Annotated in this window: 17 protein-coding genes, 3 tRNA genes and 3 rRNA genes; 14 read left to right on the forward strand and 9 right to left on the reverse strand. The window is 52.8% G+C overall.

The window, feature by feature from the left end:
- The first annotated feature begins 22 nt into the window (after nucleotides 1-22).
- Genes MX657_RS04645 through nlpE form a run of 3 tightly spaced genes read left to right on the forward strand, consistent with a single transcriptional unit; the run spans nucleotide 23 to nucleotide 1,719 of the window.
- A complete protein-coding gene (locus tag MX657_RS04645; protein ID WP_346807478.1) occupies nucleotides 23-568 on the forward strand; it encodes a YaeQ family protein in 546 nt (181 codons plus the stop codon).
- The gene (gene arfB, locus MX657_RS04650; RefSeq protein WP_346807480.1) at nucleotides 565-981 is read left to right on the forward strand and encodes an alternative ribosome rescue aminoacyl-tRNA hydrolase ArfB; all 417 of its coding nucleotides are present in this window, start codon (nucleotides 565-567) and stop codon (nucleotides 979-981) included. Before MX657_RS04645 ends, arfB begins: the two co-directional genes overlap by 4 nt.
- Nucleotides 982-1,020: 39 nt before the next feature.
- Entirely contained in the window at nucleotides 1,021-1,719 is a 699-nt protein-coding gene (nlpE, locus tag MX657_RS04655) for an envelope stress response activation lipoprotein NlpE (RefSeq protein WP_346807481.1), read from the forward strand.
- A gap of 49 nt (nucleotides 1,720-1,768) precedes the next feature.
- On the opposite strand, the gene proS is transcribed toward nlpE, so the two are convergent.
- From proS to metN, 6 genes are all read right to left on the reverse strand, one after another.
- Nucleotides 1,769-3,487, reverse strand: coding sequence for a proline--tRNA ligase (proS, locus tag MX657_RS04660; RefSeq protein WP_346807482.1), 1,719 nt, complete (start codon nucleotides 3,485-3,487; stop codon nucleotides 1,769-1,771).
- A 112-nt stretch (nucleotides 3,488-3,599) separates the two neighbouring features.
- Nucleotides 3,600-4,307, reverse strand: a complete 708-nt coding sequence (gene tsaA, locus MX657_RS04665) for a tRNA (N6-threonylcarbamoyladenosine(37)-N6)-methyltransferase TrmO (RefSeq protein ID WP_346807484.1) — start codon at nucleotides 4,305-4,307, stop codon at nucleotides 3,600-3,602.
- Nucleotides 4,304-4,708, reverse strand: a complete 405-nt coding sequence (rcsF, locus tag MX657_RS04670) for an Rcs stress response system protein RcsF (RefSeq protein ID WP_080328767.1) — start codon at nucleotides 4,706-4,708, stop codon at nucleotides 4,304-4,306. The genes tsaA and rcsF overlap by 4 nt, the downstream gene beginning before the upstream one ends.
- A gap of 106 nt (nucleotides 4,709-4,814) precedes the next feature.
- Nucleotides 4,815-5,630 carry a methionine ABC transporter substrate-binding lipoprotein MetQ gene (gene metQ / locus MX657_RS04675; protein WP_014168729.1) on the reverse strand — a complete coding sequence of 272 codons (816 nt, stop codon included), beginning with the start codon at nucleotides 5,628-5,630 and terminating at the stop codon, nucleotides 4,815-4,817.
- Between the two features lie 40 nt (nucleotides 5,631-5,670).
- Nucleotides 5,671-6,324, reverse strand: coding sequence for a methionine ABC transporter permease MetI (locus MX657_RS04680; RefSeq protein ID WP_003856130.1), 654 nt, complete (start codon nucleotides 6,322-6,324; stop codon nucleotides 5,671-5,673).
- Nucleotides 6,317-7,348: a methionine ABC transporter ATP-binding protein MetN gene (gene metN / locus MX657_RS04685; protein ID WP_346807490.1), complete on the reverse strand. Its 1,032-nt coding sequence runs from the start codon at nucleotides 7,346-7,348 to the stop codon at nucleotides 6,317-6,319. Before metN ends, MX657_RS04680 begins: the two co-directional genes overlap by 8 nt.
- A gap of 188 nt (nucleotides 7,349-7,536) precedes the next feature.
- Here metN and gmhB point away from each other — a divergent pair, with 188 nt between their 5' ends.
- The 8 genes from gmhB to dkgB all read left to right on the forward strand — a co-directional run bounded on the left by gmhB (nucleotide 7,537) and on the right by dkgB (nucleotide 14,630).
- Complete coding sequence (gmhB, locus tag MX657_RS04690) at nucleotides 7,537-8,103, forward strand: D-glycero-beta-D-manno-heptose 1,7-bisphosphate 7-phosphatase (RefSeq protein ID WP_028015601.1); 567 nt, start codon at nucleotides 7,537-7,539, stop codon at nucleotides 8,101-8,103.
- Nucleotides 8,104-8,473: 370 nt separating this feature from the next.
- Nucleotides 8,474-10,013: ribosomal RNA gene (locus tag MX657_RS04695) — 16S ribosomal RNA — on the forward strand.
- Between the two features lie 69 nt (nucleotides 10,014-10,082).
- A tRNA-Ile gene (locus MX657_RS04700) sits at nucleotides 10,083-10,159 on the forward strand.
- 42 nt (nucleotides 10,160-10,201) lie between these two features.
- Nucleotides 10,202-10,277: transfer RNA gene (locus MX657_RS04705), tRNA-Ala, on the forward strand.
- 170 nt (nucleotides 10,278-10,447) lie between these two features.
- A 23S ribosomal RNA gene (locus MX657_RS04710) occupies nucleotides 10,448-13,351 on the forward strand.
- A gap of 65 nt (nucleotides 13,352-13,416) precedes the next feature.
- A 5S ribosomal RNA gene (gene rrf, locus MX657_RS04715) occupies nucleotides 13,417-13,532 on the forward strand.
- Together the 16S, 23S and 5S rRNA genes with 3 tRNA genes alongside form the textbook arrangement of a ribosomal RNA operon.
- A 56-nt stretch (nucleotides 13,533-13,588) precedes the next feature.
- Nucleotides 13,589-13,665, forward strand: a tRNA-Asp gene (locus tag MX657_RS04720).
- Between the two features lie 161 nt (nucleotides 13,666-13,826).
- Nucleotides 13,827-14,630 carry a 2,5-didehydrogluconate reductase DkgB gene (gene dkgB, locus MX657_RS04725; RefSeq protein WP_119915310.1) on the forward strand — a complete coding sequence of 268 codons (804 nt, stop codon included), beginning with the start codon at nucleotides 13,827-13,829 and terminating at the stop codon, nucleotides 14,628-14,630.
- Nucleotides 14,631-14,658: 28 nt separating this feature from the next.
- Here the strand turns inward: dkgB and yafC are convergent, their stop codons facing one another.
- On the reverse strand, nucleotides 14,659-15,564 hold the full coding sequence (yafC, locus tag MX657_RS04730; RefSeq protein WP_080328138.1) for a DNA-binding transcriptional regulator YafC: 906 nt from the start codon (nucleotides 15,562-15,564) through the stop codon (nucleotides 14,659-14,661).
- A 104-nt stretch (nucleotides 15,565-15,668) separates the two neighbouring features.
- On the opposite strand from yafC, the gene MX657_RS04735 reads away from it, so the two are divergent.
- The 3 genes from MX657_RS04735 to MX657_RS04745 all read left to right on the forward strand — a co-directional run bounded on the left by MX657_RS04735 (nucleotide 15,669) and on the right by MX657_RS04745 (nucleotide 18,630).
- Nucleotides 15,669-16,844, forward strand: coding sequence for an MFS transporter (locus MX657_RS04735; RefSeq protein ID WP_219366795.1), 1,176 nt, complete (start codon nucleotides 15,669-15,671; stop codon nucleotides 16,842-16,844).
- 136 nt (nucleotides 16,845-16,980) lie between these two features.
- Nucleotides 16,981-17,781: an endonuclease/exonuclease/phosphatase family protein gene (locus MX657_RS04740; protein WP_047347395.1), complete on the forward strand. Its 801-nt coding sequence runs from the start codon at nucleotides 16,981-16,983 to the stop codon at nucleotides 17,779-17,781.
- A gap of 75 nt (nucleotides 17,782-17,856) precedes the next feature.
- Nucleotides 17,857-18,630, forward strand: a complete 774-nt coding sequence (locus tag MX657_RS04745; protein ID WP_119915308.1) for a class I SAM-dependent methyltransferase — start codon at nucleotides 17,857-17,859, stop codon at nucleotides 18,628-18,630.
- 52 nt (nucleotides 18,631-18,682) lie between these two features.
- Here the strand turns inward: MX657_RS04745 and mltD are convergent, their stop codons facing one another.
- Both mltD and gloB read right to left on the reverse strand, forming a co-directional pair.
- A complete protein-coding gene (gene mltD, locus MX657_RS04750; RefSeq protein ID WP_080328135.1) occupies nucleotides 18,683-20,047 on the reverse strand; it encodes a murein transglycosylase D in 1,365 nt (454 codons plus the stop codon).
- 68 nt (nucleotides 20,048-20,115) lie between these two features.
- On the reverse strand, nucleotides 20,116-20,874 hold the full coding sequence (gene gloB, locus MX657_RS04755) for a hydroxyacylglutathione hydrolase (protein ID WP_346807494.1): 759 nt from the start codon (nucleotides 20,872-20,874) through the stop codon (nucleotides 20,116-20,118).
- Nucleotides 20,875-20,895 lie beyond the last annotated feature (21 nt).

Consider the following 20,895-nt stretch of genomic DNA (forward strand, 5'->3'; position numbering starts at 1 on the left):
CTGATTCGAATGGAGTTCTCTCATGGCGCTGAAAGCGACAATTTATAAAGCAGTGGTCAATGTGGCCGATCTGGATCGCAACCAGTTTCTGGACGCGTCGCTTACGCTGGCACGCCACCCCTCTGAAACCCAGGAGCGGATGATGCTGCGCCTGCTGGCGTGGATTAAGTATGCCGACGAACGTCTGCAGTTTACCCGTGGGTTAAGCGCAGAAGACGAACCTGAAGCCTGGCTGCGCAACGACCATCTGGGGATCGATCTATGGATCGAGCTCGGCCTGCCGGACGAGCGCAGGATTAAAAAGGCGTGTACTCAGTCTGCGGAAGTGGCGTTGTTCGCCTATAACCAGCGCGCGGCAGAGATCTGGTGGCAGCAAAATAAGAATAAATGCGCGCAGTTTAAAAATCTCGCCGTCTGGTATCTGGATGATGAACAGCTGGCGCAGCTGAGCGAGTTTGCCAGCCGGACGATGGCGCTGCAGGCAACGATTCAGGACGGTGCCATCTGGCTCTCTGATTCTCAGAATAATCTGGAAATCCATCTGGCGGCCTGGCAGCCCGCATCATGATTGTTTTGTCCCGAAACGTCAGCATTCCTGATAACGAGCTGGAGATCACCGCCATCCGTGCTCAGGGTGCGGGTGGGCAGCACGTTAATAAAGCATCCACGGCTATCCATTTGCGTTTTGACATTCGGGCATCAAGCCTGCCAGAGTATTATAAAGAGAGCCTCCTTGCCGCCAGCCATCATCTGATCAGCAGCGATGGCGTCATTGTGATTAAAGCGCAGGAGTACCGTAGCCAGGAGTTAAACCGGGAAGCGGCACTTTCCAGACTGGTGGCGGTCATAAAAGAATTAACTGCAGTGCAAAAAAGCCGGCGAGCAACGCGTCCGACGCGAGCATCAAAAGAACGTCGTTTGTCATCGAAGGCGCAAAAATCCACCGTTAAGGCGCTGCGCGGCAAAGTCCGTCATCCGTAGCGTGACGAAAGGGACACACTTTTTCATAAGGAATGTATTGTGAAAAAAGCATTATTATCAGCGCTGGCAGTCAGTACACTGTTTGCGCTCTTCGGGTGTAACAACCGTTCTGAAACGCAGGTTATGCAGCCAGCACAGAACGAAGAATTAAAGCCAATGCAGCAGAGCTGGCGCGGCGTATTGCCTTGCGCGGACTGCGAAGGCATTGAAACGTCACTGTTCCTGCAAAAAGACGTTACCTGGGTGATGAACCAGCGCTATCAGGGCGCGAAAGAACCCTCTTCATTTGCAACTTACGGGACATGGGCGCGTACGGCAGAGAAGCTGGTCCTGACGGATACCACCGGTGAGAAAACCTGGTTCCGCCCTAAAGGCGAGAACATGGAGATGCTCGACCGCGACGGTAACCCTATTCAATCCCAGTTTAACTACACGCTGGCCCCGGTGAAAGCGGCCCTGCCTGCAACGCCGATGGCAATGCGGGGGATGTACTTCTATATGGCGGATGCGGCGATATTTACCGACTGCGCCACCGGCAAGAAGGTCAGCGTGGCTAACAATGCGCAGCTTGAACGTGATTACGCTGTGGCACGCGGCAATGACAGCAAGCCGGTATTGCTGACGGTTGATGGTCACTTTACGCTGGAGCCAAACCCGGATAGTGGCGAGATGGTGAAAACGCTGGTGGCAGACAAAGACGCGAAGTTTGTCGCGGGTAAAGACTGTAACAGTAAATAAATTGACGTTGAGCCATTAAAAAACCCCGCCGGAGCGGGGTTTTTTGTTTTTAGCCTTTGATGGCTTTTACCAGGTAATCAAGAATGTCGCCAGTCTTGATCATCTGTTTTTCGCCGCTGCGACGGTATTTATATTCAATCTCATCGCTGTCGAGGTTACGGTCGCCGATGACGACGGTGTGCGGAATACCGATCAGTTCCATATCGGCAAACATCACGCCCGGACGCTCTTTACGGTCATCCATCAGCACTTCAATACCCTGAGCGCGCAGCTCAGCGTACAGTTTCTCGGCCAGCTCCTGCACGCGGTAAGACTTGTGCATGTTCATTGGCAGAATAGCCACCTGGAACGGCGCGATGTTGTCCGGCCAGACGATGCCGCGCTCGTCGTAGTTCTGCTCGATGGCCGCAGCCACCACGCGCGTCACCCCGATACCGTAGCAGCCCATGGTCAGGATCTGGTTACGGCCATCTTCACCCTGAACGGCGGCGTTCAGCGCGCGAGAGTATTTATCACCCAGCTGGAAGATGTGACCGACTTCGATACCGCGCTTAATCATCAGGGTACCCTGGCCGTCCGGGCTTGGATCGCCGGCAACCACGTTACGGATGTCAGCCACTTCTGGCGTCGCCACGTCGCGATCCCAGTTGATGCCGAAGTAATGTTTACCGTCGATGTTAGCACCCGCGGAGAAGTCGCTCATTGCCGCAACCGTGCGGTCAATAACAACAGGCACCGGCATATTCACCGGACCAAGAGAGCCTGGGCCGGCATTCACGACGGCGCGGATTTCCGCTTCCGTGGCGAACGTCAGCGGGCTGGCTACCTGCGGCAGCTTCTCGGCTTTCACTTCGTTCAGCTCGTGATCGCCACGCACCAGCAGGGCAACCAGCGGGTAAGCGCTACCTTCGGTGGATTTCACCAGCAGCGTTTTAACGGTTTTTTCGACTGGCAGGTTGAACTGCTCAACCAGCTCGGCAATGGTTTTCGCGTTTGGCGTATCAACCAGCGTCATCTCTTGCGTTGCCGAGCCGCGTGGTTCTTTTGGTGCCAGCGCTTCTGCAAATTCGATATTCGCCGCGTAGTCTGATGAGTCAGAGAAGATCACATCGTCTTCGCCGCTCTGTGCCAGTACCTGGAATTCATGGGACGCGCTACCGCCGATGGAGCCGGTATCAGCCTGCACAGCGCGGAAATCCAGACCCATGCGGGAGAAGATTTTGCTGTATGCCTCGTACATTTTGTCGTAGGTCTCTTGCAGGGATTCCTGTGACGTATGGAAAGAGTAGGCATCTTTCATCAGGAATTCACGAGAGCGCATCACGCCGAAACGCGGGCGAACTTCATCGCGGAACTTGGTCTGGATCTGGAAGAAGTTCAGCGGTAGTTGTTTGTAAGAGCTCAGCTCATTGCGAATCAGGTCGGTAATGACTTCTTCATGCGTTGGACCGAGAACGAACGGACGCTCGCCGCGATCGACGAAGCGCAGCAGTTCTGGGCCATATTGCTCCCAACGGCCACTCTCCTGCCACAGGTCAGCGGGCTGAACCACAGGCATGGACACCTCGATAGCACCGGCGTTGTTCATCTCTTCACGCACGATGTTTTCGACTTTTTTCAGGACGCGCACGCCGGTCGGCAGCCAGGTGTATAACCCGGAGGCCAGCTTGCGGATCATCCCGGCGCGCAGCATCAGCTGATGGCTGATCACTTCGGCGTCGGCAGGCGTCTCCTTCAGAGTGGAGAGCAGATATTGGCTAGTACGCATGTTGTTACGGTTCCATTTCGACGATTGGAACAGGCTGAAACGCCAGCCTGACACAAAAAAAGTGGTTTAGTTTACCAGTGTGGCAAAGATGCCAAAAGAGAGGAGAACAAAATTACCTGGGTTCAAGGGCAAACACTTCAAAACCTTCCCCGGTGACGCGCCAGCGAACATTAAAATCCAGCAGCCAGACGGCGTACGTTTTTCCTGCTTCTTCTTCTTTACGGTAGGCCGGACGGGGATCCTGTGCCAGCACTTCGGTGATGAAATTCCGTAAGCGAGGATAGCGTTTCTCCAGCTGAATGAGCTGCGAGGCGATCTCAGGCGTAAACGAAACAGGCATGTCCGCCCGTGGTGCGTCCTGAGCGTAGCTTGCGCGCGCGTCCGGAAGGGCTTCAGCGAAGGGCAAATAGGGTTTGATGTCGATGACCGGCGTGCCGTCGACCAGATCCAGGCTGCCCAGTTCGAGTATGACCTGTTCTTTCTGGCAACGTATGCCTTTCAGTTCAACCAGCGACATCCCGATCGGGTTTGGCCGGAAGGTTGAGCGAGTCGCAAACACGCCCATTCTCGCATTTCCACCCAGGCGCGGGGGACGTACGGTGGGACGCCAGCCGCCTTCCATTGTCTGGTGAAAGACAAATACCACCCATAAGTGACTGAAAAACTCGAGCCCGCGTACCGCATCGGCCTGATTGTAAGGCGCGATAAGATGAAGCTCGCCGCTGCCGCTAGTGACCAGACCGGGCTGGCGGGGCACGGCGAACTTCTCTTTATACGGAGAGTGGATAACCCCTATCTGCTCAAACTGAAATGCACTCATTTCGCCGTGATGTTCAGCGCAGAACCGATGCAAACCGCCTGACGGTAGCAGCCCGGCGTGCCGCTGGTGACTTCGCAACTATGCAGCAGCACCGCGTTAGCTTTCATTTTTGCGGCGTTAATCTGCATGCGTTTGCGCGCGGTCGGGATATTCGGAGGAGAGTCCTGATTGGTTGCCTGACAGGATTCGCCGCTCACTTCACCCAGTTCACGGAACGGTTTGCCGACGAGTTCGTCTGCTTTCGTGATAATGCGAACCGGCGCAGGGCGCGTCACTTTCGGTTTTGCAGGCTCTGTTTTTGGCGGGGTTGCCGTGCTTTGAACGGGTTCAACAGGAGATCTGCTTAGCATAGAACAGCCGCTCAGCATGAGTGCTAAAAGACAGATCGGTAAAGCACGCATAATATTTCCTCAATGGATAATCAAAACGTCAGATATTGAATCAGGTGACTGCACAAATGACAAGACGGGCATAAGCCCGTCCTGATGATATTACACTGAGGTGAGATTACCAGCCTTTAACCGCGCCGCCGTTAAACACTTTGTTGGCTTCCTGGTAAACTTCGTCTGACTGATAGGCCTGAACGAACTTCTTCACGTTTTCCGCGTCTTTGTTATCTTCGCGAGTCACGATCAAGTTAACGTACGGGGAGTCTTTATCTTCAACGAAGATACCGTCTTTCGCTGGCGTCAGGCCAATCTGGCTGGCGTAGGTGGTGTTGATCACCGCCAGGGCAATCTGCGCATCGTCCAGAGAACGCGGCAGCTGCGGTGCTTCCAGTTCAACAATTTTCAGATTTTTCGGGTTCTCGGTGACATCCAGAACGGTCGGCAACAGGCCAACACCGTCTTTCAGTTTGATCAGACCCACTTTCTGCAGCAGCAGCAGGGAACGTCCGAGGTTGGTTGGATCGTTAGGCACGGCTACCTGAGAGCCCGGCTGCAGTTCGTCCAGTGATTTAATTTTCTTGGAGTAGCCGGCAATTGGGTAAACGAAGGTGTTACCCACGCCAACCAGCTTATAGCCGCGATCTTTGATCTGCTGATCCAGGTATGGCTTATGCTGGAAAGCGTTAGCGTCGATGTCGCCTTTGCTCAGCGCTTCGTTCGGCAGAACGTAATCATTGAAGGTCACCAGCTCAACGTCCAGACCGTATTTTTCTTTCGCCACTTTCTGAGCAACTTCAGCAACCTGCTGTTCTGCACCTACGATAACACCCACTTTAATATGGTTTGGATCTTTTTCGTCCTGACCGCAACCCACCAGTGCCAGAGAGCCAATTAGCGCGCCAACTGCAGCAAAGGTCTTTAATTTAAACGCCATGTTTTATCCTTAACTCGTCGAGTTTGTGTTGTGTGTAACGTTATTTGTGAGTAACAGCCCGGACGATGCGATCGCCAGAGAACTGGATTAAGTAAACCAGCACAACCAGCAATACCAGAACGGTATTCATCACGGTAGCGTTATATCCAATATAGCCGTACTGGTAACCAATCTGCCCTAAACCGCCAGCGCCAACTGCACCACCCATTGCGGAATAACCGACCAGCGTGATGAGCGTGATGGTTGCCGCATTCACCAGACCTGGCAGCGCTTCAGGAAGCAGGACTTTGCGCACGATCTGCATAGGGGTTGCACCCATTGCACGAGAAGCTTCAATCAATCCGGTTGGGATCTCCAGCAGGGCGTTTTCCACCATACGGGCGATAAACGGCGCAGCGCCTACGGTCAGCGGAACGATGGCCGCCTGCAGACCGATAGATGTTCCGACGATCACGCGGGTAAACGGAATCATCCACACCAGCAGAATAATAAACGGGATAGAACGGAAGATATTCACCAGCGCGGAGAGCGTACGGTAGAGCTTTGCGTTCTCAATGATTTGACCCGGACGCGTCACGTACAGCAGCACGCCAACCGGAAGACCAATCACAAAACCAAAGAAACCCGACACGAAGGTCATTGCCAGCGTTTCCCAAACGCCGCGAACCAGTAGCCACATCATCGGCTCAGACATAACCCAGTACCTCTACTTTTACATGATGTTCTTGCAGCCAGGCGATTGCTGCCTGGGTTTCTTCTTGGGTGCCGTGCATTTCCGTCAGCATGATGCCGAACTTCACGCCACCGGCGTAATCCATCTGCGCGCTGATGATGTTGTTGTTCACGTTAAAGCGACGCGCGGTTTCGGAAAGCAGAGGAGCATCTACGGACTGACCGGTAAACTCCATGCGCAGCATCGGGACGCTGTCTGCCGTAGGTTCAGTTTTCAAACGTTCCAGATAATCTTCTGGAATATCCAGATGCAGCGTGGACTGAATAAACTGCTGTGCCAGCGGGGTTTTCGGGTGAGAGAACACTTCACTCACCGTGTCCTGCTCGATCAGCTCGCCGTTGCTGATGACCGCCACGCAGTCGCAGATGCGTTTCACTACGTCCATCTCGTGCGTAATAAGGAGGATCGTCAGGCCCAGGCGACGGTTAATGTCTTTCAGCAGTTCCAGAATCGAACGCGTGGTGGCCGGATCTAATGCGCTGGTGGCTTCGTCGCACAGCAGTACTTTTGGGTTGCTTGCCAGCGCGCGGGCAATAGCGACACGCTGCTTCTGCCCACCGGACAGGTTCGCCGGGTAGCTATCATGCTTATCACCCAGACCCACGAGGTCAAGCAGCTCGGTAACGCGACGCTTCACTTCTTCTTTCGGCGTGTTATCCAGCTCCAGCGGTAAGGCAACGTTGCCGAACACCGTGCGGGAGGCCAGCAGGTTAAAGTGCTGGAAGATCATGCCAATCTGACGACGTGCTTTGGTGAGTTCTTTCTCTGAAAGGGCGGTAAGTTCCTGGCCGCCAACTTCTACGCTGCCCTGGGTTGGGCGCTCAAGCAGGTTAACACAACGGATCAGCGTACTTTTACCTGCACCCGATGCGCCAATGACGCCATAAATTTGACCAACAGGAACATGCAGGCTGACGTTGTTCAGTGCCTGAATGGTTCGGTTCCCCTGCTGGAACACTTTGGTGATATTGGAAAGTTTAATCATTAGATTATTTTTATCGTATGTAAGTTAGCCGTGGCATTTTCTTCTGCCAGATACGGGTGATGACCGTAAACAAAACGGATGTTAAGGCATCCAGACGTCTAAATCAATCCAACTCTGTACGATGAGCACTTTATTGCGCTGCGATTCATGAGATACTAGCTCAACAGGCCTTTTTCAGGAGCAAACCGGTGGCAAAATCAGTACCCGCAATTTTTCTCGACCGTGATGGCACTATTAATGTGGATCACGGTTATGTGCATGAGATCGATGAGTTTGAATTTATCGATGGCGTTATAGAGGCAATGCGCCAGCTAAAAGAGATGGGCTATGCGCTGGTGGTCGTAACGAACCAGTCCGGTATCGCGCGTGGTAAGTTCACCGAAGCGCAGTTTGAGACGCTGACGGAGTGGATGGACTGGTCGCTGGCCGATCGCGGTGTCGATCTTGATGGCATTTACTATTGCCCGCACCACCCGCAGGGAACGGTAGAAGAATATCGTCAGACCTGTGACTGCCGTAAACCGCATCCGGGTATGTTTAACTCTGCGCAGGAGTTCTTGCACATTGATATGGCAGCTTCCTATATGGTGGGCGATAAGCTGGAAGATATGCAGGCGGCCGCAGCGGCGGGAGTGGGTACCAAAATATTAGTGCGTACCGGTAAGCCCGTAACGCCAGAAGCAGAAAGTGCAGCGGATTGGGTGATTAATAGTCTGGCAGAGCTGCCAAAAGAGATAAAAAAGCATCAGAAATAGCCTTTTTGGCGAAAAGGTGAGCGGTCGAAATAAAAATGTATATTTCCGCTTGTCATTCCTCGGCAGCTCCCTATAATGCGCCTCCATCGACACGGCGGATGTGAATCACTTCACAAACAGCCGGTTCGGTTGAAGAGAAAAAATCCTGAAATAACGGGTTGACTCTGAAAGAGGAAAGCGTAATATACGCCACCTCGCAACGGTGAGCTGAAAGCCGCGTTGCAACTGCTCTTTAACAATTTATCAGACAATCTGTGTGGGCACTCAAAGTGACATGGATTCTTAACGTCGCAAGACGAAAAATGAATACCAAGTCTCTGAGTGAACATACGTAATTCATTACGAAGTTTAATTCACGAGCATCAAACTTAAATTGAAGAGTTTGATCATGGCTCAGATTGAACGCTGGCGGCAGGCCTAACACATGCAAGTCGAACGGTAGCACAGAGAGCTTGCTCTCGGGTGACGAGTGGCGGACGGGTGAGTAATGTCTGGGAAACTGCCTGATGGAGGGGGATAACTACTGGAAACGGTAGCTAATACCGCATAACGTCGCAAGACCAAAGAGGGGGACCTTCGGGCCTCTTGCCATCAGATGTGCCCAGATGGGATTAGCTAGTAGGTGGGGTAACGGCTCACCTAGGCGACGATCCCTAGCTGGTCTGAGAGGATGACCAGCCACACTGGAACTGAGACACGGTCCAGACTCCTACGGGAGGCAGCAGTGGGGAATATTGCACAATGGGCGCAAGCCTGATGCAGCCATGCCGCGTGTATGAAGAAGGCCTTCGGGTTGTAAAGTACTTTCAGCGGGGAGGAAGGCGATAAGGTTAATAACCTTGTCGATTGACGTTACCCGCAGAAGAAGCACCGGCTAACTCCGTGCCAGCAGCCGCGGTAATACGGAGGGTGCAAGCGTTAATCGGAATTACTGGGCGTAAAGCGCACGCAGGCGGTCTGTCAAGTCGGATGTGAAATCCCCGGGCTCAACCTGGGAACTGCATTCGAAACTGGCAGGCTAGAGTCTTGTAGAGGGGGGTAGAATTCCAGGTGTAGCGGTGAAATGCGTAGAGATCTGGAGGAATACCGGTGGCGAAGGCGGCCCCCTGGACAAAGACTGACGCTCAGGTGCGAAAGCGTGGGGAGCAAACAGGATTAGATACCCTGGTAGTCCACGCCGTAAACGATGTCGACTTGGAGGTTGTGCCCTTGAGGCGTGGCTTCCGGAGCTAACGCGTTAAGTCGACCGCCTGGGGAGTACGGCCGCAAGGTTAAAACTCAAATGAATTGACGGGGGCCCGCACAAGCGGTGGAGCATGTGGTTTAATTCGATGCAACGCGAAGAACCTTACCTACTCTTGACATCCAGAGAACTTAGCAGAGATGCTTTGGTGCCTTCGGGAACTCTGAGACAGGTGCTGCATGGCTGTCGTCAGCTCGTGTTGTGAAATGTTGGGTTAAGTCCCGCAACGAGCGCAACCCTTATCCTTTGTTGCCAGCGGTTAGGCCGGGAACTCAAAGGAGACTGCCAGTGATAAACTGGAGGAAGGTGGGGATGACGTCAAGTCATCATGGCCCTTACGAGTAGGGCTACACACGTGCTACAATGGCGCATACAAAGAGAAGCGACCTCGCGAGAGCAAGCGGACCTCATAAAGTGCGTCGTAGTCCGGATTGGAGTCTGCAACTCGACTCCATGAAGTCGGAATCGCTAGTAATCGTGGATCAGAATGCCACGGTGAATACGTTCCCGGGCCTTGTACACACCGCCCGTCACACCATGGGAGTGGGTTGCAAAAGAAGTAGGTAGCTTAACCTTCGGGAGGGCGCTTACCACTTTGTGATTCATGACTGGGGTGAAGTCGTAACAAGGTAACCGTAGGGGAACCTGCGGTTGGATCACCTCCTTACCTTAAAGAACCTGCCTTTGTAGTGTCCACACAGATTGTCTGATGAAAAACAGCAGTAAAAATCTCTGCAGGCTTGTAGCTCAGGTGGTTAGAGCGCACCCCTGATAAGGGTGAGGTCGGTGGTTCAAGTCCACTCAGGCCTACCAAACTCCTTTTAAAGGATGAGCGGTACAGAGATTAAAAACGATGGGGCTATAGCTCAGCTGGGAGAGCGCCTGCTTTGCACGCAGGAGGTCTGCGGTTCGATCCCGCATAGCTCCACCATCTTTTACTGCGAACACAAGAAAAATTCAGAGTGAACCTGAAAAGGTGCACTGCGAAGTTTTGCTCTTTAAAAATCTGGATCAAGCTGAAAATTGAAACGACACACATGTTATGTGTGTTCGAGTCTCTCAAATTTTCGCAATCAGAAGTGAAACATCTTCGGGTTGTGAGGTTAAGCGACTAAGCGTACACGGTGGATGCCCTGGCAGTCAGAGGCGATGAAGGACGTGCTAATCTGCGAAAAGCGCCGGCGAGGTGATATGAACCTTTGACCCGGCGATGTCCGAATGGGGAAACCCAGTGCAATCCGTTGCACTATCGTTAACTGAATACATAGGTTAACGAGGCGAACCGGGGGAACTGAAACATCTAAGTACCCCGAGGAAAAGAAATCAACCGAGATTCCCCCAGTAGCGGCGAGCGAACGGGGAGCAGCCCGGAGTCTGAATCAGCTTGTGTGTTAGTGGAACGGTCTGGAAAGTCCGACGGTACAGGGTGATAGTCCCGTACACGAAAGCACACAGGTTGTGAACTCGAAGAGTAGGGCGGGACACGTGGTATCCTGTCTGAATATGGGGGGACCATCCTCCAAGGCTAAATACTCCTGACTGACCGATAGTGAACCAGTACCGTGAGGGAAAGGCGAAAAGAACCCCGGCGAGGGGAGTGAAAAAGAACCTGAAACCGTGTACGTACAAGCAGTGGGAGCCTCTTTATGGGGTGACTGCGTACCTTTTGTATAATGGGTCAGCGACTTATATTCTGTAGCAAGGTTAACCGTATAGGGGAGCCGAAGGGAAACCGAGTCTTAACTGGGCGTTAAGTTGCAGGGTATAGACCCGAAACCCGGTGATCTAGCCATGGGCAGGTTGAAGGTTGGGTAACACTAACTGGAGGACCGAACCGACTAATGTTGAAAAATTAGCGGATGACCTGTGGCTGGGGGTGAAAGGCCAATCAAACCGGGAGATAGCTGGTTCTCCCCGAAAGCTATTTAGGTAGCGCCTCGTGAACTCATCTTCGGGGGTAGAGCACTGTTTCGGCTAGGGGGCCATCCCGGCTTACCAACCCGATGCAAACTACGAATACCGAAGAATGTTATCACGGGAGACACACGGCGGGTGCTAACGTCCGTCGTGAAGAGGGAAACAACCCAGACCGCCAGCTAAGGTCCCAAAGTCATGGTTAAGTGGGAAACGATGTGGGAAGGCACAGACAGCCAGGATGTTGGCTTAGAAGCAGCCATCATTTAAAGAAAGCGTAATAGCTCACTGGTCGAGTCGGCCTGCGCGGAAGATGTAACGGGGCTAAACCATGCACCGAAGCTGCGGCAGCGACACTATGTGTTGTTGGGTAGGGGAGCGTTCTGTAAGCCGTTGAAGGTGGCCTGTGAGGGTTGCTGGAGGTATCAGAAGTGCGAATGCTGACATAAGTAACGATAAAGCGGGTGAAAAGCCCGCTCGCCGGAAGACCAAGGGTTCCTGTCCAACGTTAATCGGGGCAGGGTGAGTCGACCCCTAAGGCGAGGCCGAAAGGCGTAGTCGATGGGAAACAGGTTAATATTCCTGTACTTGGTGTTACTGCGAAGGGGGGACGGAGAAGGCTATGTTAGCCGGGCGACGGTTGTCCCGGTTTAAGCATGTAGGCGGAGGTTCCAGGTAAATCCGGTACCTTTTAACGCTGAGGTGTGATGACGAGGCACTACGGTGCTGAAGTAACAAATGCCCTGCTTCCAGGAAAAGCCTCTAAGCATCAGGTAACACGAAATCGTACCCCAAACCGACACAGGTGGTCAGGTAGAGAATACCAAGGCGCTTGAGAGAACTCGGGTGAAGGAACTAGGCAAAATGGTGCCGTAACTTCGGGAGAAGGCACGCTGATATGTAGGTGAAGCCCCTGCGGGTGGAGCTGAAATCAGTCGAAGATACCAGCTGGCTGCAACTGTTTATTAAAAACACAGCACTGTGCAAACACGAAAGTGGACGTATACGGTGTGACGCCTGCCCGGTGCCGGAAGGTTAATTGATGGGGTTAGCGGCAACGCGAAGCTCTTGATCGAAGCCCCGGTAAACGGCGGCCGTAACTATAACGGTCCTAAGGTAGCGAAATTCCTTGTCGGGTAAGTTCCGACCTGCACGAATGGCGTAATGATGGCCAGGCTGTCTCCACCCGAGACTCAGTGAAATTGAACTCGCTGTGAAGATGCAGTGTACCCGCGGCAAGACGGAAAGACCCCGTGAACCTTTACTATAGCTTGACACTGAACACTGGTCCTTGATGTGTAGGATAGGTGGGAGGCTTTGAAGCGTGGACGCCAGTCTGCGTGGAGCCGTCCTTGAAATACCACCCTTTAATGGCTGGTGTTCTAACGTAGACCCGTGATCCGGGTTGCGGACAGTGTCTGGTGGGTAGTTTGACTGGGGCGGTCTCCTCCCAAAGAGTAACGGAGGAGCACGAAGGTTAGCTAATCCTGGTCGGACATCAGGAGGTTAGTGCAATGGCATAAGCTAGCTTGACTGCGAGAGTGACGGCTCGAGCAGGTGCGAAAGCAGGTCATAGTGATCCGGTGGTTCTGAATGGAAGGGCCATCGCTCAACGGATAAAAGGTACTCCGGGGATAACAGGCTGATACCGCCCAAGAGTTCATATCGACGGCGGTGTTTGGCACCTCGATGTCGGCTCATCACATCCTGGGGCTGAAGTAGGTCCCAAGGGTATGGCTGTTCGCCATTTAAAGTGGTACGCGAGCTGGGTTTAGAACGTCGTGAGACAGTTCGGTCCCTATCTGCCGTGGGCGCTGGAGAATTGAGGGGGGCTGCTCCTAGTACGAGAGGACCGGAGTGGACGCATCACTGGTGTTCGGGTTGTCATGCCAATGGCACTGCCCGGTAGCTAAATGCGGAAGAGATAAGTGCTGAAAGCATCTAAGCACGAAACTTGCCCCGAGATGAGTTCTCCCTGAGACTTTAAGTCTCCTGAAGGAACGTTGAAGACGACGACGTTGATAGGTCGGGTGTGTAAGCGCAGCGATGCGTTGAGCTAACCGATACTAATGAACCGTGAGGCTTAACCTTACAACGCCGAAGATGTTTTGGCGAAGAGACACGATTTTCAGCCTGATACAGATTAACAGAATTTGCCTGGCGGCTTTAGCGCGGTGGTCCCACCTGACCCCATGCCGAACTCAGAAGTGAAACGCCGTAGCGCCGATGGTAGTGTGGGGTCTCCCCATGTGAGAGTAGGGAACTGCCAGGCATCAAATTAAGTAGTAAGCCGGTGCATAAATCCGGTGGTTACAAGCAGTCTTCGGTGGAGCGGTAGTTCAGTCGGTTAGAATACCTGCCTGTCACGCAGGGGGTCGCGGGTTCGAGTCCCGTCCGTTCCGCCACTTATTAAAAGCCCTGAGTTAACGCTCAGGGCTTTTTTTCTTATCTGTCGTCTCATTATTGCGAAATTAGCAAAAATCCTCTGCGTTTTGCGATCTTTTTCTCTATAACAGAGCCAGCGATAATCCTCCTCAGTTTACGAACATAACGATTGAGGAATATTATGACTCTCCCTGCATTTGGTCTGGGCACTTTCCGCCTGAAAGACGACGTTGTTATCGCATCTGTTAAAACCGCTCTTGAACTTGGCTATCGCGCAATTGATACGGCACAGATCTATGAAAATGAAGCTGCCGTTGGACAAGCTCTCGAAGAGAGTGGTGTACCGCGTAATGAATTGTTCATCACCACGAAAATCTGGATTGAGAATCTCAGCAAAGACAAGCTTATCCCTAGCCTGAAAGGGAGCCTGAAAAAACTGCGTACTGACTACGTCGATCTGACGCTGATCCACTGGCCATCACCGAACGATGCCGTTTCTGTGGAAGAATTCATGCAGGCACTGCTGGAAGCGAAAAAGCAGGGCCTGACCCGTGAAATTGGTATTTCCAACTTCACCATCCCGCTGATGGAAAAAGCGATTGCCGCTGTTGGCGCTGAGAATATTGCGACCAACCAGATTGAGCTGTCTCCATATCTGCAAAACCGCAACGTCGTGGACTGGGCAAAACAGCACGGGATCCACATCACCTCATACATGACGCTCGCTTACGGTAAGGCTCTGAAAGACGAAGTGATTATCCGCATCGCAGAGAAACATAACGCGACTGCTGCGCAGGTCATTCTGTCATGGGCAATGGGTGAAGGTTATGCCGTGATCCCGTCCTCAACCAAGCGCGAAAACCTGGCCAGCAACCTGTTGGCGCTGGATCTCCAGCTGGATGAAGAGGATAAAAAAGCGATCGCAGCGCTGGAGTGCAACGATCGCCTGGTGAGCCCGGAAGGTTTAGCGCCGAACTGGGATTAATAAGACCCTCCCTCTGTACCCAGAACCCTCACACAGCTCCTTCGGGAGCTGTTTTTATATGTTCACTCAGGAAGTCGATAAAGGCGCGTATACGCGTACTCACCGCTCTGTCGCTGTAATACACCGCGCTAAAAGGCATCTCTACCGGCAGACGCTTATCGGCCATCAGCTCCACCAGTTCGCCCCGCGCTATCTCCTTATCAATCATATAGTCCGATAAACAGGCGATACCGTTCCCTTCCAGACATAGCTGTTTCAGCGTCTCTCCGCTGTTAGAGGATAATCCACAGGTAATTTCATGGAGCTGACCATCATGACAGGCAACAGGCCAGGTGTTCAGCGACACAGGTTCCGTAAAGCCCAGACACAGATGCTGCTTTAACTCTTCTACCGTCTCCGGTTTACCATGTTCAGCAATATACTGTGGCGACGCGATAATTTTGCGGTAGCTGGCAAACAGCGGCCGGGCACGTAGGCTGGAATCCGTCAGTGTTCCCGCCCTGATTGCCACATCCACTTTCCGCTCGATGAGGTTGATAAACGTTTCTGATGAGACCAGAGAGAGCGTCATCTCCGGATAACGTTCGCGAAAAGGTTTAATCAGCGGCATCAGAAAGTGAAGCACAACCGGCGTGGCCGCATCAATACGCAGCAACCCGCGCGGCGTGCTGCGGCTTTCCATAATCTCCGTCTCCGCTGCGGCCATCTCCTGCAGCACCGACTGCACGCGGCGAAAATAACGCTCTCCTTCTTCCGTCAGGCTCAGCTGTCGCGTCGTTCGGTTGAGCAGGCTCACCCCAAGCTTCATCTCCAGCTTTTTCACCGAGCGGCTGATGGCCGAGTTAGCCTGTCCCAGCTGTTCGGCTGCGCGGCTAAAGCTGCCGCTTTCGACGACGGCGACAAAGATTGTTAGCTCTTCCGACGTTGCTTTCATTGTTGCACCACCCGCAAAATTCTATTGATATTTTGACCATTTTTGTTATTTAAGCACTGGCGCATACTGCCTGTCATCTTAATCCTGATGATACGGAGTATTTTATGCCACTGGCGTTACTTGCCCTGACGATCAGTGCCTTTGCGATTGGCACGACCGAATTTGTTATCGTGGGGCTGGTTCCCACTATTGCGAACCAGCTTGCGATCTCGTTGCCCTCCGCCGGGCTGCTGGTGTCCATCTACGCTCTGGGCGTCGCCGTCGGCGCACCGGTGCTGACGGCCCTGACCGGACGTTTTCCGCGTAAGCAACTGTTAGTTGCGCTGATGGTGTTGTTCACCGCCGGCAATATTCTGGCCTGGCAGGCACCGGACTATACCACCCTTGTGATTGCCCGCCTGCTGACTGGCCTGGCGCACGGCGTGTTCTTCTCGATTGGTTCCACCATCGCAACCAGCCTGGTGCCCAAAGAGAAAGCAGCCTCAGCTATCGCAATCATGTTCGGTGGATTGACCGTCGCCCTTGTGACGGGTGTGCCGTTGGGAACGTTTATCGGGCAGCACTTTGGCTGGCGCGAAACGTTCCTGGCCGTCTCCTTACTGGGTGTTATTGCTCTCGTGGCTAGCCTGCTGCTGGTACCGTCGAATATTCCAGGCCGGGCGAGCGCCAGCCTGAGCGATCAGCTGAAGGTGCTCACTCATCCGCGTTTGCTGATCATCTACGCGGTTACTGCCCTGGGCTATGGTGGCGTATTCACCGCCTTCACCTTCCTGGCGCCGATGATGCAGGACCTGGCGGGTTTCTCCCCGAACGCCGTGAGCTGGATTTTGCTGGGGTATGGTATTTCCGTTGCTATTGGCAATATCTGGGGCGGAAAACTTGCAGATAAGCATGGTGCGGTACCGGCGCTGAAATTCATCTTCGCCGCGCTGGTTGTCCTGCTGATGATTTTCCAGTTTACCGCTTCGATACACTACGCCGCACTGGTCACGGTGCTGGTCATGGGGATCTTTGCTTTTGGTAATGTGCCCGGGCTTCAGGTCTACGTTGTACAAAAAGCCGAGCTTTATACGCCAAATGCGGTGGATGTGGCTTCTGGTCTGAATATTGCGGCTTTCAATATTGGTATCGCGCTGGGCTCCATCATTGGTGGACAAACCGTCGAACACTTCGGATTAACCCAGACCCCATGGATTGGGGCGGTGATTGTCCTGGTGGCATTCCTGCTGATTGGCCTGAGTGGACGTCTGGATAAGCCAGCCCGCGTAGCGCTGGGATAACATCAGTAAGTGCTTGCTTACAAAACTGGAAAACGGTTTCTCAGAAATTGCGTTGAAAGTGTGACCTAAAGTCCCTATAACATTAGAACCAGTCCGTTTTCCGGGCTGGTTCATGTTACAGGGGCTGTTTCCAAAAGTGCGAAAAAATACCTATGCCATGCGTTATGTTGCCGGTATGCCTGCGGAGAGGATCTTACCTCCGGGGTCGTTTGCGAGCATAAGCCAGGCATTACCCGCCGGCACACCGTTAAGCAGCGATGAAAAAATTCGGGTACTGGTCTGGAATATCTTCAAGCAGCAGCGCGCGGAATGGTTATCGGTACTCAAAAATTTTGGAAAAGATGCCCATCTGGTTCTGCTCCAGGAAGCGCAAACTACCCCTGAACTGGTCCGGTTTGCCACCACGAACTATCTTGCCGCCGACCAGGTACCGGCATTTGTCCTGCCGCAACATCCCTCTGGCGTGATGACGCTTTCTGCTGCCCATCCGGTCTACTGTTGCCCGCTCCGCGAGCGCGAGCCTATCCTGCGTCTGGCGAAATCAGCGCTGGTGACGGTCTATCCGCTGCCGGATACCCGAATGCTGATGGTCGTCAATATCCACGCGGTAAACTTTAGCCTCGGTGTGGATGTGTATAGTAAGCAGTTACTTCCAATTGGCGATCAGATTGCGCATCACAGCGGGCCCATCATCATGGCTGGCGATTTCAACGCCTGGAGCCGTCCGCGCATGAATGCGCTGTATCGTTTTGCGCGCGAAATGTCGCTGCGTGAAGTTCGTTTTAACGATGATCAGCGCAAAAAAGCCTTTGGTCGTCCTCTCGATTTTGTCTTCTATCGTGGTTTGAGCGTGCACGACGCTTCTGTTCTGGTGACGCGCGCCTCCGATCACAATCCTCTACTAGTTGAATTCAGTCCCGGCAAACCTGATAAATAATGGTGTGTCAGGTCTGCCGTGGGGCAGGCCTGCGCGGGTGCTGCCCTTTTATTTTAACCAACAAAGGACAGTACGATGACAACAACACACTCCCATCATGACAACGTAGAAAAACAGTTTGGTTCTCAGGCAAGTGCTTATCTGAGCAGCGCCGTGCATGCCTCAGGTCGCGATCTGGTGCGTCTCGGTGAACGTCTGGCGGCATTTCCACAGGCGCACGTGCTGGATTTGGGCTGTGGGGCAGGGCACGCGAGCTTTACGGCTGCGCAGCAGGTAGCCCACGTTACCGCGTATGATTTATCGAGCCAGATGCTGGACGTCGTTGCTGAGGCGGCGAAAGCGAAAGGGCTGAACAACATTGATACGCGGCAGGGCTATGCGGAGTCTTTACCGTTTAATGATGCGTCGTTTGATGTCGCGATCAGCCGTTATTCCGCACACCACTGGCATGATGTTGGCCAGGCATTGCGCGAAGTCAGACGAGTTCTCAAGCCGGGTGGCACCTTCATCATTATGGATGTGATGTCTCCCGGGCATCCGGTGCGTAATATCTGGCTGCAGACGGTCGAAGCGCTGCGCGATACCTCGCACGTGCAAAACTACGCCAGCGGGGAGTGGTTATCGTTTATCACTGAAGCCGGGCTGATTGCGCGCTCGTTAATAACAGACCGTTTACCGCTGGAGTTCGGCTCGTGGATCGCGCGTATGCGTACCCCGGAGGCGTTAAGCCAGGCGATCAGGCTCTACCAGGAAAGTGCGTCCGCAGAGGTGAAGGCGTACTTTGAACTGCAGGCCGATGGCTCATTTACCAGCGATACCATCATGGCTGAAGCACAAAAGGCGGGATAAATAAAAAAGGCACCGAGGGGAATCGGTGCCTTTTTATCTTTCGATCGTGTTATCAGGAGTCTGGCGTGGCGCTGTTCTTCACAAACAGCGTCAGCTGGTCGCCCGGTTTCAGATTGTCAGTATCATTATTCCAGCGCATCACATCTTTGATGTTCACGCCGTGCCGTTTTGCGATACTGGACAGTGAATCGCCTTTGCGCACGCGATAGGTAATGCTATCGCTGTTGCTGGCGAGACGCTGTGCGCTGTTACCTGCACCCACCGTCAGTGTCTGACCCACTTTCAGGCCGGAGCTGCGCAGATTATTCCACTGCTGCAGATCTTTCGCCGTCACGCCAAGGCGTGAGGCAATGCCTGAAAGCGTATCACCTGAACGTACCTTATAGCTGCGGCTGTTTACGGAGGAAGCATCCGCGATCAGCGTTGACTGAACGGCGGCAATCTCACCCGATGCTAAAGACTCACGTAACTGCTCAGCATGCTTCTGCGGAACCATTACGTACTGCGGGCCGCTTGCCCCCAGCGTCGAGCCTTTAACGCCTGCATTAAAGGTTTTCAATTTACTTACCGACATACCCGTCATATCAGCGACCTGTTGAATATCAACCGGATTGCTGAGGCGAACGCGCGCCAGTGCACGACTTTCGTCTGGTGTTGGCAGTTGTACACCGTAACGCTTGCTGTTCTTGAGAATATCGCTCAATGCCAGCATCTTCGGTACGTAAATCTTTGTTTCCTGTGGCAGTGAGAGCGACCAAAAATCGGTGGATTTACCCCGTGCTTTATTCGCTTTCATTGCCTTCAGTACACGACCTTCGCCGCTATTATACGCTGCGACCGTTAACAGCCAGTCACCGTCAAACATCTTGTTCAGACGTTGCATCATGTCGAGAGCGGCTGTCGTTGAAGCGACAACATCGCGACGCGCATCATAGTTGCGGGTCTGTTTCAGACCATAGTTTCGCCCGGTGCTCGGAATGATCTGCCAAATGCCTGCGGCATTGGCGCCAGACGTCGCGTGTGGGTCAAAAGCGCTCTCCACTATGGGTAGGAGTACCAGCTCCATAGGCATGTTACGTTTTTTAACTTGCCCGGCTATCCAGTACATATACGGCTCTGCCCGTAACGTTACATCGTGGAGATAGCTCTTATTTCTTAAATACTTCTGTTTCTGTTCGCGAATCCGGCTGTTTTCCGGAATTCCCATCTTTAGCTCGTCGCCAATAGAGGTCCACAAGTCTTGCTCCTGCGCGAAAGATGTCCCATCGTCCAACCATCGCGCCTGACTCGTAAACTTCCCTGCTTCCCCTTGACCAGCTGCAGAAAGGCTCTGTGCGTGCTGTTGTACGTTGCTGCCGTTCTGCGACTGGCAACCTACAAGCAGGACAGAGGCGAGTAATATCGCTTTTGCCTTCATGTGTGTGTCAATAGTTGCTTAAAAGACGAGCGATGATAACGGCGAAATTTTGAAAAGGCAACCCGCATTTATCTGAAGTTATCTTTCTTTGACCGTAACCATGCAAATCGCTGTTCTGGTTGTTGCAAATTTGTTTCTTGGTTAATTTTGTTAATTAAATCAATATCATCAGTTCGTAAAAATAAATTAATTTGACGCTCATTTTTCAGAATAACGGGCAGTGTATTTTGGTTTTTTGCACGTAACTCCTTCACTTTGTGATAATAATCCTGAATCGCCCGATCCTCAGGTAAGAGGCTTACGGCAAACTTCATATTCCCTAATGTATACTCATGTGCGCAACAAATAAGGGTATCATCCGGTAGAGCGTTAATCTTTTGTAAAGACTGATACATCTGTTCTGGCGTACCTTCAAAAAGTCTTCCGCAGCCGCCCGAGAAGAGCGTGTCGCCACAAAAAAGATAAGGTTTGCTGTAGAAACACAGATGTCCCAAAGTGTGACCTGGTGTGGCAAATACGGAAAACTCCCACTCGCGGATGAGGATATTTTCGCCTTCTTCGACTACTTGCGTGGTTCCCTTATCTTGTGTTTCAGCCGGTCCGTAAACCACAAGATGCGGAAAATGGGCGCGCAGTTCCGGCACACCGCCTGTGTGATCGTTATGATGATGCGTTAACAGAATGGCTTCTGGCTGCCAGCCATTCTCTTCTATTGCGCGCAGTACAGGGGCGGATTCTCCGGGATCGACAATGACGCATCGACGTTCGTCATCGACCAAAACCCAGATGTAATTGTCCTCAAAAGCAGGAATACTGATAAGATTCATACATTACCTCTTATAGCGTGG

This window comes from Enterobacter chuandaensis, assembly GCF_039718975.1.
In the GTDB taxonomy this organism is placed as follows: Bacteria; Pseudomonadota; Gammaproteobacteria; order Enterobacterales; family Enterobacteriaceae; genus Enterobacter; species Enterobacter chuandaensis.